The sequence below is a fragment of the Salipiger bermudensis HTCC2601 genome (assembly GCF_000153725.1).
Taxonomy (GTDB): Bacteria; Pseudomonadota; Alphaproteobacteria; order Rhodobacterales; family Rhodobacteraceae; genus Salipiger; species Salipiger bermudensis.
Genome location: NZ_DS022276.1, coordinates 1,112,371 through 1,124,190, shown reverse-complemented (window position 1 = coordinate 1,124,190; position 11,820 = coordinate 1,112,371). Strand labels below are relative to the sequence as shown.

The following is an 11,820-nucleotide window of genomic DNA, read 5'->3' as shown; positions in this document are numbered from 1 at the left end:
ACCGGATGAGTCATCTGTTTGATGTGCTCCAGGTTTCCCTAAGAAAACCAGAAGCCGTACAAACAGTGAAGCTGACACTTCATCATCGGGCCGAAACCCTAGAAGCGCGATATACAGACGTTTGATCCATCGAATGAACCAAGGTCGCCCACATATCTCTTCAGATATTAGCGATGTCAAACAGCGTGAGAGACAAAACCAAACCAGTGCGCCCTAACTTCCGGCGCGCCGCCCGTCATGCCTCTCGAATTTGTCGTCCGCCTCGTCTGCGTCAGCTCCGCGTTTCCGCCTCGCCGCCGCCCCGTCTGGCGCCCCGTCGTGCGCCTCAGCGCCGCCGGTGAAGGGGCTTTTACGGATACCCCCCGACACCCGCAACCCCTTTTTTAGGAAAACGTCATGTTCTTCCAAAAGAACATCACAAATCACATGATATCAATGACTTGATGGGAAAACTTTCTCGCCCAACACCACAACAAAACACCCTGACCCAACGGCAACACCAACAGCTTCAAGCGAGTCACCGCACTAGGGGAGAACCGTCAGAACTACATGTTGGGGGCGGCAACATTCCGAACCACAAAAGCCCCCGACTCGCGCCGGCCAACGACCGCGAGTCACTGGCCGCTTCCGCCCGCAACTCGTCGCCGACTCGCGCAAAGAAACGCAGATTCTTGACGATGCGGGGCGCCAACGAGTCGGCTCGGCAGTGAAACCCGGCCCGGGACAGCCTCGGGCGACCTCCAGAGCACCACGCCGTCACACAGTATATATAGGGCTCATTCGGAACATGCGCCGAAAGCCCTTCGGAGGCACCGGAACGCGGCGACGGACAGGCACGCGGAACAGGCCACTCGAGGCGAGATCACGGGCGGCCCTGGCCGCGTCGCTTGCATTTCTCCGGGAAAACTCGCAGGCAACCTGCAGGTGCCTCCAGGCCCAGTCCCGACAACAGTATCCGGAACCCGTTCGATGATCCGTACCGCGTCCCTCGCCCTCGCGCTCTCCCTCACCACCGCGCTGGGGGCCTCGGCCCAGACCCTGTATTTCTCCGCCATCCCCGATGAGGACGAGACCCGTCTGGTCGAGCGCTTCTCCAAGGTCGCCGACTACCTCGAAGGCGAGCTTGGCGTCGACGTGCAGTTCGTGCCGGTGAAGAGCTACGCCGCCTCGGTCACCGCGTTCCGCAACGACCAGATCCAGCTCGCCTGGTTCGGCGGCCTGACCGGCGTGCAGGCCCGGCTTGCGGTGCCCGAAGCCCGCGCCATCGCGCAGGGCAAGGAAGACCCGATCTTCGTGAGCTACTTCATCGCCAATACCGAGACCGGGCTCGAGCCCTCGGACAGCTTCCCCGCAGAGGCGCAGGGCATGTCCTTCACCTTCGGCGCCAAGACCTCGACCTCCGGCCGGCTGATGCCGGAATACTGGATCCGCGAGGAGACCGGCGAAGCGCCCGAGGCGTTCTTCGATCGCGTGGGCTTCTCCGGCGATCACTCGCAGACCCTGCGTCTGGTGGCCTCCGGCGCCTGGCAGGTGGGTGCGCTGAACTTCGCGGTCTATGACAAGGCCGTGGCCGAGGGTGCCCCCGAGGTCGAGACCGCAAAGGTGATCTGGCAGACCCCGCCCTACCCCGACTACAACTGGACCATTCGTGGCGACGTGGATGCGCGCTTTGGCGACGGCTTTGCCGACAAGGTGCAGGCGGCGTTGATCGGCATGGACGATCCCGAACTGCTGGCCACTTTCCCGCGCGAGGCCTTCATCCCCGCCGCCAACGAAGACTTCCAGCCGATCGAGGACACCGCCAAGGAGCTCGGCCTGATCGAATGAGCCTGACGATCCTCGACAACGAGACGCTCGGCTACGGGCGCACCGCGGTTCTCTCCGAGGTCAGCTTCGCGCTGGCCGAGGGCGAGCGCGTGGTGCTGCTCGGCCGCAGCGGCGCGGGCAAGTCCACGCTGCTGAACGCGGTGCATGACCGGCTGGCGCCGGCACATCGCGTGGCGCTCGTGCCGCAGGATCATGCGCTGGTGCCGCAACTCTCGGTGCTGCGCAATGTCCTGATGGGGCGCCTCGACGACCACGGGGCGCTCTACAACCTGACCAACCTGCTGCGCGTGCGGGCGGGGGATCGTGCCGGCGTTGCCAAGGTGCTGGAGGCGGTGGGGCTCGGGCCCGAGATCGACCGCCCGGTGCACGCGCTTTCCGGCGGGCAGCGGCAGCGCGTGGCGCTGGCCCGGGCCTGGTGGCGGGGCGGCCCCGTGCTGATCGGCGACGAGCCGGTCTCGGCAGTCGACGAGACCCAGGCCGGCGTTCTGCTCGAGCAGGCCCGCAGCCGCTTTCCCACCGCGATGCTGGCGCTGCACGATGTCGGCCTTGCCCGACGCTTTGCCACCCGCCTCGTCGGCATCCGCCGCGGCGCCATCCTGTTCGACGCCGCCCCCGAGGATCTGAGCGATGCCGAGATTGCCGCGCTCTACGCAGGCTGAGCGCTGGACCCGGCCCCGGGTCCTGACGCTGTTCCTCGCGCTGGCACTGCTGGCGCTGCCCTTCGCCGACCTGAGCCTCGGCAGCCACGACGCGGGCGCGGCGCTGGCGCGGATGCTCTCGGGCTTCATCCGCCCCGATTTCACCGCGGTGGAGCAGATCGGCCGTGCCATCTGGCTGACAGTCGCCTTCGCCGTGGCGGGCGTGGCCGCCGGCGCGTCGGCGGGGCTGGTTCTGGCGCCATTCTACCATTTGCGCGGCGTGCGCTGGCTCTGCATCGCGCTGCGCTCGGTGCACGAGCTGTTCTGGGCGTTGATGCTGATGCAGGTCATGGGCATCGCGCCGATGACCGGCGTTCTGGCCATCGCCCTGCCCTATGCCGGGATCTTCGCCAAGGTGTTCTCCGAGCAGCTCGACGAGGCCGATCCGCGCCCGGCGCAGGTTCTGCCCAAGGGCACTGACGCTTTGTCGCGCTTTCTCTATGCGCGCGCACCGCTCGCGCTCGCGGTGATGAAGCACTACACGCTCTACCGTCTGGAATGCGGGATGCGGGCGAGCGCGGTTCTGGGCTTTGTCGGGCTGCCGACGCTGGGCTTCCAGCTCGACAGCTTCTTCCGGCTGGGCGATTACGGCGCGGCCTCGGCGATCATGATCTGCTACGTGGTGCTGATCGCCTCGATCCGGCTGTGGATGCGCTCCGTTCTGGCGCCGCTCTGGCTGCTGGCCTCGGTCGTCACGCTCACGCTGATCCAGAGCCCGCCGATGGGCTCGGGCGCACTGATGCGCTTTCTCACGCAGGATATCGTGCCGGCACCGCTGCGCGACGGCTGGGACGGGGCCGCGCTCTGGGACTGGCTGAGGCCGCTGCTGCTGAGCGAGGCGCTGCCCGGCATCATCGCAACGGTGCTGGTGGCGCAGATCGCGCTGGCCCTGACCGGCGCGCTGGCCTTTGCGGGGTTCGGTCTGATCGTGCCGCGGGTGACCTCTCGGTTTGGCCGTATGTTCGGGCATCTCGGGCTCGTCATCCTGCGCAGCTTCCCGGAATACATGCTGGCCTACCTCTTCCTGCAGATCTTCGGTCCCTCGATGCTGCCGGCCATCCTTGCGCTGGCGCTGCACAACGGCGCCATCATCGCGCATCTTCTGGGCCGCGAGGGCGAGGAGATCGTGCCGGGCCTGCGCCGGGATGCACCCCGCGGGCTGACGCTCTGGGGCTGGGAACTGGCACCGAGGCTTTCTGGGCCGTTCATCGCGCTCTGCCTCTACCGCTGGGAGATCATCCTGCGCGAGACGGCGGTGATGGGGCTTCTGGGGATCGCCACGCTGGGCTTCTACATCGACAGCGCGCTGGCGGAGTTGCGGCTCGACCGGGCGCTGGTTCTGCTGATCGCCACCGGGCTGCTCACCGCGGCGGTCGACCGGATCTCGCGCGGATTGCGGCGGCGGACCTCGCTTGGCGAGCCACGCCGCTACCGCGACGAGTGCTGCTGATCCGCCCTCCGATCACCCCCATGGGCCCGACCGGTCGCGCGGCGGCTGGCGGTTTTGACCACCCCAAGGTGCAGAGGAAGAGGGCCCGCGCGGCGGCTCGGGCACGCGGGCACTGACACTGCCCATTTCGGAGGCCAGCTGGCGCAGCGCGGCAATGCGGTTCTCGGTCGCCGGGTGGGTGGCGAAGAGGTTGTCGCGCTTGTGGGCGTGCAGCGGATTGATGATGAACATATGCGCCGTGGCCGGGTTACGCTCGGCGGCATCGTTGTCGATGCGCGAGGCGGCGGACTGGATCTGCTGCAGCGCCGAGGCCAGCCACATCGGATCACCGCAGATCTGCGCGCCGGCCTTGTCGGCGGCGTATTCCCGGGTCCGGCTGATCGCCATTTGCACCAGCGCCGCGGCGATGGGGGCGAGGATCATCATGGCGATCGTGCCGATGATGCCGAGCCCGTTCTCGCGCCGCCCGCCGAAAAACAGCGCGAAATTCGCCAGCATCGAGATTGCACCGGCGAAGGTCGCGGTCACCGTCATGATGGTGGTGTCGTGGTTCTTGATGTGGGCCAGCTCGTGCGCGATCACCCCCGCCAGCTCCTCGCGCGAGAGGCGCTGCATCAGGCCGGTCGTCACCGCCACGGCGGCGTTCTGCGGGTTGCGCCCGGTCGCAAAGGCGTTGGGCTGCGGCGTGTCGATCACGTAGACCGCCGGCACCGGCAGATCGGCGTTGCGCGCAAGATCGGCCGTCAGCTGCACCAGCCCCGTGCGGTCATTGCCGCTGACGGGCCGGGCGTTGTGCATCTTCAGCACCATCTTGTCGGACGACCACCAGCTGAAGGCGTTCATCGCACCGGCGATCACCAGCGCGATCACCATGCCGCCCGACCCGCCCAGCAGGTAGCCGAGCCCCATGAACAGCGCCGTCATCGCGGCCATCAGAACGGCAGTCTTGAAATATCCCACGGGCCCGGACCTCTCTGTTTCCGACAGGGCTGCTACGAGGAGGATATAGGGTCGGACCGCGCCCGCACAATGCAGCGCCCGCGCCTGCGTCACGTCCCCGCCGTCACCTCCGAAAGGTTCCACGTGAGTCGCTTGCGGCGTTCGCCGGCCCCATTGGTTGCAGTCGCGCGGCAAGGCTCGCCGGATAAGCTGCGTCGATCTGTCATCTTATGCGTACGAATGATGCACTGCGCAGTTATCAATTCTCAAATCCCTGTGAAGACTGGCCGTTTTGCCGCCTGTCGCGGCCATGCGTCGCACTGACCGCACACGGGGACGGCGATAGATCGCGCCCTGCAAACATCGCTCCGGCCTGCGGCCTTCTCCCCAAGATGCCCCAGGACCGGTCCCGAAGAAGAGGCACAGTCTTGTATAGAACCCGAAATCTGCTGCTGGCCGCGGCAGGCGCTTTCGCGCTTTCCGGCTGCCAGTACGACGTCCTGTCACCGGCAGGCTGGGTCGGAGATCAGCAGCGCGACCTGCTGATCATCTCGGTCCTGCTCATGCTGATCGTCATCCTCCCCGTGCTGTTCATGTCGGTCTACTTCCCGCTGAAGTATCGCGCCGACCGTGAGGACACGTCCGACTACGATCCCGAGTTCGAGCACTCCAACAAGCTCGAGGCGGTGGTCTGGGGCGTTCCGATCCTGATCATCGTGGCGCTTGGCTACTACACCTACGTCTACACCCACCGGCTCGACCCCTACCGCCCGCTCGACCATCTCGAGGCCGGCGCGCCGGTCGAGATCCAGGCGGTGTCGCTCGACTGGAAGTGGCTGTTCATCTACCCCGAACAGGGCATCGCCTCGGTCAACGAGCTGGTCGTGCCCGCGGGCCGTCCGATCAATTTCAGCCTGAGCTCCTCGACGGTGATGAACACGCTGTCGATCCCGGCGCTCGGCGGCATGGTCTACTCGATGGCCGGCATGGAGACGAAGCTGCACCTCATCGCCGATGAGGAAGGCGTCTACCCGGGCCGCAGCGCCCACTATTCGGGCCCCGGTTTCGCAGGCATGGTGTTCGACACCACCGCCACCAGCGACGAAGAGTTCGACGCCTGGGTCGAAGGCATCCGCGCCGAGGCCGGGCCACTCAACCGCGAGACCTATCTCGCGCTTGAAGAACCCAGCATGAACGTTCCGGTGAGCCATTACGGCTCGGTGGAAGACGGACTCTTCGGCCGCATCGTCGAGATGTGCGTGGAAGACGGCAAGGTCTGCATGGGCCACATGATGATGGTCGATCACAATGGTGGCGGCGGCCTCGAGGGCGTCGGGAACGCGGCGGCCTACAGCTACGACCGCGCCCGCACCATCGACGGCTTCGGCAACCGCATCGAGCTGCCCCCGATGGAAAGCCACGGCGGCGGTCACGGCAGCGACCACGAGGCCCTGAACGGCACCGAGGCGCCCAACGCCCTCGCCTACGTTCTGGCAATGGATCCCAACGCGCTCTGCAGCCCGTTCGGGACTCAGACGGAGAAAGAAACCAATGGCATCTGAGCACATCCAACCGGCTGAAACCTTCTCGCCGATCTTCGGTCGGCTGACGCTCGACTGGATCCCGATCCACGAGCCCATCCTCATCGGCACCTTCGCCGGCGTCGCCCTCGGCGGGCTGCTGGTCTTCGCGCTGATGACCTACTTCCGCCTCTGGGTGCCGTTCTGGAAGAACTGGGTCACCACGGTGGACCACAAGAAGATCGGCATCATGTACATGGTGCTCGCCTTCATCATGATGGTGCGCGGCTTTGCCGACGCGCTGATGATGCGTGGCCAGCAGGCGATGGCCGCCGGCGGCAGCGAGGGCTGGCTGCCCCCACACCACTACGACCAGGTCTTCACCGCACACGGCGTGATCATGATCTTCTTCGTGGCGATGGCCTTCATCACCGGCTTCATGAACTACGTGATGCCGCTGCAGATCGGCGCCCGCGACGTGGCCTTCCCGTTCCTCAACAACTTCTCGCTGTGGATGACGGTGGCCGGGGCGCTGCTGGTCAACATCTCGCTCTTCGTGGGTGAGTTCGCCCGTGTCGGCTGGCTGGCCTTCCCGCCACTCTCAGGGGCGAACTACAGCACCGGGCCGGGGATGGACTACTATCTCTGGGCGCTGCAGATCGCCGGTGTCGGCACGACGCTGTCGGGCATCAACATGATCGCCACGATCGTGAAGATGCGCGCGCCGGGCATGAAGCTGATGGACATGCCGATCTTCACCTGGACCGCGCTGATCACCAACGTGCTGATCGTCGCCGCCTTCCCGGTGCTGACCGCCACGCTCGCCATGCTGACGCTCGACCGCTACATGGACTTCCGGTTCTTCACCAACGACTACGGCGGCAACGCCATGATGTACGTGAACCTGATCTGGATCTGGGGGCACCCCGAGGTCTACATCCTCATCATCCCCTGCTTCGGCATCATCTCCGAGATCGTCTCGACCTTCTCGCGCAAGCCGATCTTCGGCTACCGCACCATGGTCTGGGCCACCGGCTGCATCATGGTGCTGAGCTTCGTCGTGTGGCTGCACCACTTCTTCACGATGGGCTCGGGCGCCAACGTCAACGCGTTCTTCGGCATCACCACGATGATCATCGCGGTGCCCACGGGCGTGAAGATCTTCAACTGGCTGTTCACCATGTACAAAGGCCGCGTGCGGCTCGAGGTGCCGATGCTCTGGACCATCGGTTTCCTGGTGACCTTCACCATCGGCGGCATGACCGGCGTCATGCTGGCGGTTCCGCCGGTCGACTTCCAGCTGCACAACACGCTGTTCCTGATCGCGCACTTCCACAACGTCATCATCGGCGGCGTGGTGTTCGCGGTGTTCGCGGCGTCACCTACTGGTGGCCCAAGCGTTCGGCTTCAAGCTTGACGAGGTCTGGGGCAAGCGCGCGTTCTGGCTGTGGTTCGTGGGCTTCTACGTCGCCTTCATGCCGCTCTACGCGCTTGGCCTGATGGGCGTGACCCGCCGCATGAACATGTACCCGGATGCGGGCTGGCAGCCCTACTTCATCGTGGCCGCCATCGGCGCGCTGCTGATCCTTGCCGGCATCCTGTGCAACTTCATGAACTTCTACGTCTCGATCCGCGACCGCAAGCAGCTCGCCTGCGGCAACGACCCTTGGGATGCGCGCACGCTGGAATGGGCGACCCAGTCGCCGCCGGCGCCGTACAACTTCCCCGAGGACGTCAACGTGGTCGGGCGCGAGGCGTTCTGGCAGATGAAGAAGGAGAACTACCAGTTCTCGACCGACTACCAGCCGATCCACATGCCCAAGGGCACTGCGTCCGGCGTGATCATCTCGGGACTTGCGCTGGTCTTCGGCTTCGCGATGGTCTGGTACATCTGGTGGCTCGCCATTGCGTCCTTCGTCGCGATGCTCGCCGTCGGCATCGCCCACACCTTCAACTACCACCGCGACTACTACATCCCCGCGGATGAAGTGCGCGAAACCGAGTCGAAAGGAGCACTGGCATGAGCAGCGCGACCTCTCCGGCCCAGCAATCCATGGTGGAACCCTTGGCTGACCGTCCGATGCATCACGCCCGTGAGGCCAAGCCCCACGAAGATGCCCACGCCCATTCCAGCCCCACGCCCGTGGGCTTCTGGATCTACCTGATGAGCGACTGTGTGATCTTCGGTGCGCTCTTCGCCACCTACGCGGTGCTCGGCGGCAACTATGCCGGCGGGCCCGCCCCCAAGGACCTGTTCGAGCCCGGCTTCATCGCGGTCGAGACCGCGCTGCTGCTGTTCTCGTCGGTGACCTTCGGCCTTGCCATGCTGCGCGCCGGCAAGTCCGACACCAACGGCACGCTGATGTGGCTGGCGGTGACGGCGCTGTTCGGAGCCGGCTTCATCGGGATGGAAATCTACGAGTTCAACCACCTGATTCATCTCGGCGCCGGGCCCGATCGGTCGGCCTTCCTGTCGTCGTTCTTCGCGCTCGTGGGCACCCACGGCCTGCACGTGACGGGCGGCCTGATCTGGCTGATCACGCTGATGGTGCAGATCCGCATGCACGGGCTGATCGGCCCGAACATGCAGCGTCTGGGCACGCTGTCGATGTTCTGGCACTTCCTCGATCTGGTCTGGATCGGGGTGTTCTCCTTCGTCTATCTCGTGAGGTTGATCTGATGTCCGCCGATACCCACCACGCACACGATCACGGCACCATGGGCCAGCTGATGATCGGCTTCGCGCTCGCCGCGATCCTGACCATCATCCCGTTCTACCTCGTCATGGCCGAGGTCGACATGGCGCGCTCCACCCTCGTGGGGATCATCATGGGGCTGGGCGCGGTGCAGATCGTCGTGCACCTCGTGTACTTCCTGCACCTCAAGCGCTCGAGCGAAGAGGGCTGGAACTTCTTCGCGACCATCTTCGCGGTGATCATCCTCGTGATCGTGCTCGCCGGCTCGCTCTGGGTCATGCACAACATGAACGAGAACATGATGCCGATGCACGAGATGGATCAGCAGATTGAACAGATGAAGAGCCTTCAGTCCCAGCAGGGCTGACCCTATATCCAGTACCAACCGTCAGGGCCCCTCGGGGCCCTGACTGCTTTCCGGAGGGTTTCAAATGTCCCGCACCATCCGCTGGCCGCGCCTGATCATCGTCACGCTGATCGCCGCGGTCGGCATCGCCGGCTTCACCAGCCTCGGGATCTGGCAGGTCAAGCGCCTGCACTGGAAACTCGACCTGATCGAGCGCGTCGACAGCCGCATCCATGCCGAGCCGGTCCCTGCCCCCGGCCCCGCGGACTGGCCCACGATCACTGCCGAGGACAACGAATATACCCGCGTCACCCTGACCGGGCGCTTCCGCAACGACGAGGAAGTGCTGATCTATACCCCCTCCGACTACGGCCCGGCCGACTACGTCCTGACCCCGCTCGAACGCGATGACGGCACCATCGTGATGGTCAATCGCGGCATCGTGCCGCTCGAGCGCGCCCAGTCCGGCGACATCTCGAGGATCGAGGGCAAGACGACCGTGACCGGCCTTGTGCGTATGTCGGAAGACAAGGGCTGGCTGTTCTCGCGCGACAACAACCCTGACGAGCAACTCTGGTATCGTCGCGACATTGGTTCGATCACCGAGGCCAAGGGGTTCGAGCGCGCCGCGCCGTATTTCGTCGATGCCGAGAGGACCGACAGCGACGGCTGGCCGCGTGGTGGCCAGACCGTTGTCTCGTTCCGAAACAGCCACCTCAGCTATGCATTGACTTGGTTTGCACTCGGCGTATTGGTGCTGAGCGGCTATGCGCTGATTCTCAGGCAGGAGCTGCGGTCGCGTTGAAGAGGTGTTTGGCGGGGCTATGACCATCACGAACCGAGACGACAGCCTGCTGTCAGGGCGCTGCGGAGCGCCAGATTCAAACCGGTCCAAACAACCGGCAGACTCCCCTTAAATCGCTGAAAATCATTGCGTTTGCGCGATGCTCGCGGCTAGGTTGTGCGACTTTCCGCGCATCGGCCCTTTCGTCGAGCGTTTTTCCTCGCCTGCGCACCTGGTTGCCGGAACCACTATGTCATTTGACGCGTTCAGTGCCGGTCATAAGCGTGGTTCCGCGCCTCATCGGCAAGGGCACGCGCATGGCGACAGCGAAGGATGGTCTTCCCGGAATAGCGGACTTTATTTTGTGATCAACGACATGGAAAGACAGATGCCCGCACACAGAACGCTCCACCCGCGACGACGGGATACTCCTGATTGCTCCCACCACGCCCTCACCCGCCGGACCATGATCGGCGCGCTGTGTAGCGCGATGCCCGCCGCGCTGCTGGCGCCTGCGGCCTTTGCACAGGACGCCGCCGCGCCCGAGCAGACTGCGCCCGCAGGCGAGGCCTTTTCCTTCGACCTGCTGTCAGAGCGCATGCAACAGGCCAGCCAGTCCGACCCGGCCAGCCCGTCGCAGGTGCAGGGGTTCCTCGCCGAGCTCGGTTACGACGCCTACCAGCGCATCCGCTTCGACAAGGACCACGCGCGCTGGGGCGACGACACCGCCGCGCGCTTCCGCCTGCACGCCTTCCATCTTGGCTGGCTCTTCAAGGAGCCGATCCGGATGCACGAGGTCGTCGACGGGCAAGCCCTGCCGATGGGCTTCGGTGTCGAGGATTTCGACTACTCTTCCTACGAGGGCGAGGTGCCGCAGGATCTCGACATGCCCGGCGTCGCCGGCTTCCGCCTGCACAACCAGCTCAACCGTGCCGACACGTGGGACGAGCTCGTCGCCTTCCTCGGTGCCAGCTATTTCCGCGCCCTTGGCCGCGACAACGTCTACGGCCTCAGCGCGCGCGGCCTTGCGATCAACACCGGCCTCTCGGATGGCGAGGAGTTCCCCCGCTTCACCGAGTTCTGGCTCGAGCGCCCGGCGTCCGGCGCCGATCACATGACGATCTATGCCGCGCTGGAGAGCAATTCGGTCACCGGCGCCTACCGCTTCGTCATCACCCCGGGCGAGACCACCACGATGGACGTCACCGCGCGGCTCTACATGCGCAACGACGTGGCGCAGCTGGGCATCTCGCCGCTGACCTCGATGTTCCTGTTCGACGGTGCCGACCCGGGTGCGTTCTACGATTATCGCTCCTCGGTTCATGACAGCAGCGCGCTGGTGCTGAACGTGGGCGAAACCACCTTCTACCGTCCGCTGAAGAACCCCTCCCGGCTTGCCAGCTCCTATCTCGGGGCCGAGAACCCGACCTCCTTCGGCCTCGTCCAACGCGAGCGCGAGTTCGACCAGTACCTCGACGCGCAGGCGCATTACGAGAAGCGTCCGTCGCTGATGGTCCAGCCGCTGGGCAACTGGGGCAAGGGCACCGTGCGCCTGCTCGA

Annotated in this window: 11 protein-coding genes; 10 read left to right on the top strand and 1 reads right to left on the bottom strand. The window is 65.2% G+C overall.

The features are described from left to right. Window positions 1-969 precede the first annotated feature (969 nt). The 3 genes from R2601_RS05365 to R2601_RS05355 are packed head-to-tail and all read left to right on the top strand — an operon-like array spanning window position 970 to window position 3,975. On the top strand, window positions 970-1,827 hold the full coding sequence (locus R2601_RS05365) for a putative selenate ABC transporter substrate-binding protein (RefSeq protein WP_007794722.1): 858 nt from the start codon (window positions 970-972) through the stop codon (window positions 1,825-1,827). Further along, window positions 1,824-2,486: an ATP-binding cassette domain-containing protein gene (locus R2601_RS05360; RefSeq protein ID WP_007794719.1), complete on the top strand. Its 663-nt coding sequence runs from the start codon at window positions 1,824-1,826 to the stop codon at window positions 2,484-2,486. The genes R2601_RS05365 and R2601_RS05360 overlap by 4 nt, the downstream gene beginning before the upstream one ends. Then, the gene (locus R2601_RS05355) at window positions 2,455-3,975 is read left to right on the top strand and encodes a PhnE/PtxC family ABC transporter permease (protein ID WP_040544383.1); all 1,521 of its coding nucleotides are present in this window, start codon (window positions 2,455-2,457) and stop codon (window positions 3,973-3,975) included. The genes R2601_RS05360 and R2601_RS05355 overlap by 32 nt, the downstream gene beginning before the upstream one ends. 12 nt (window positions 3,976-3,987) lie before the next feature. Here R2601_RS05355 and htpX read toward each other — a convergent pair whose 3' ends face one another. Beyond that, window positions 3,988-4,935 (bottom strand): zinc metalloprotease HtpX, encoded by a 948-nt coding sequence (gene htpX, locus R2601_RS05350; RefSeq protein WP_007794713.1) that lies wholly within the window; start codon window positions 4,933-4,935, stop codon window positions 3,988-3,990. 407 nt (window positions 4,936-5,342) lie between these two features. On the opposite strand from htpX, the gene cyoA reads away from it, so the two are divergent. From cyoA to R2601_RS05320, 7 genes are all read left to right on the top strand, one after another. Next, window positions 5,343-6,476, top strand: coding sequence for a ubiquinol oxidase subunit II (gene cyoA / locus R2601_RS05345; RefSeq protein ID WP_007794710.1), 1,134 nt, complete (start codon window positions 5,343-5,345; stop codon window positions 6,474-6,476). Then, window positions 6,466-7,851, top strand: a complete 1,386-nt coding sequence (locus tag R2601_RS05340) for a cbb3-type cytochrome c oxidase subunit I (RefSeq protein WP_007794707.1) — start codon at window positions 6,466-6,468, stop codon at window positions 7,849-7,851. Before cyoA ends, R2601_RS05340 begins: the two co-directional genes overlap by 11 nt. Further along, window positions 7,823-8,458, top strand: a complete 636-nt coding sequence (locus tag R2601_RS27665) for a cbb3-type cytochrome c oxidase subunit I (RefSeq protein ID WP_007794704.1) — start codon at window positions 7,823-7,825, stop codon at window positions 8,456-8,458. Before R2601_RS05340 ends, R2601_RS27665 begins: the two co-directional genes overlap by 29 nt. Continuing rightward, window positions 8,455-9,114, top strand: a complete 660-nt coding sequence (gene cyoC / locus R2601_RS05335; RefSeq protein WP_007794699.1) for a cytochrome o ubiquinol oxidase subunit III — start codon at window positions 8,455-8,457, stop codon at window positions 9,112-9,114. Before R2601_RS27665 ends, cyoC begins: the two co-directional genes overlap by 4 nt. Further along, window positions 9,114-9,497, top strand: coding sequence for a cytochrome o ubiquinol oxidase subunit IV (gene cyoD, locus R2601_RS05330; protein ID WP_007794697.1), 384 nt, complete (start codon window positions 9,114-9,116; stop codon window positions 9,495-9,497). Before cyoC ends, cyoD begins: the two co-directional genes overlap by 1 nt. Window positions 9,498-9,561: 64 nt before the next feature. Next, window positions 9,562-10,281, top strand: a complete 720-nt coding sequence (locus tag R2601_RS05325) for an SURF1 family protein (protein ID WP_007794695.1) — start codon at window positions 9,562-9,564, stop codon at window positions 10,279-10,281. A gap of 367 nt (window positions 10,282-10,648) precedes the next feature. Beyond that, window positions 10,649-11,820 (top strand): glucan biosynthesis protein (locus R2601_RS05320; protein ID WP_040545166.1); only part of this gene is annotated, 1,172 nt, incomplete at its 3' end.

What these genes read in the sequence shown, in the direction of transcription:
- R2601_RS05360 (WP_007794719.1), top strand. Translation starts at nt 1,824, where the DNA reads ATGAGCCTGACGATCCTCGACAACGAGACGCTCGGCTACGGGCGCACC.
- cyoC (WP_007794699.1), top strand. Translation starts at nt 8,455, where the DNA reads ATGAGCAGCGCGACCTCTCCGGCCCAGCAATCCATGGTGGAACCCTTG.
- R2601_RS05340 (WP_007794707.1), top strand. Translation starts at nt 6,466, where the DNA reads ATGGCATCTGAGCACATCCAACCGGCTGAAACCTTCTCGCCGATCTTC.
- R2601_RS05355 (WP_040544383.1), top strand. Translation starts at nt 2,455, where the DNA reads ATGCCGAGATTGCCGCGCTCTACGCAGGCTGAGCGCTGGACCCGGCCC.
- R2601_RS05365 (WP_007794722.1), top strand. Translation starts at nt 970, where the DNA reads ATGATCCGTACCGCGTCCCTCGCCCTCGCGCTCTCCCTCACCACCGCG.
- cyoD (WP_007794697.1), top strand. Translation starts at nt 9,114, where the DNA reads ATGTCCGCCGATACCCACCACGCACACGATCACGGCACCATGGGCCAG.
- R2601_RS05325 (WP_007794695.1), top strand. Translation starts at nt 9,562, where the DNA reads ATGTCCCGCACCATCCGCTGGCCGCGCCTGATCATCGTCACGCTGATC.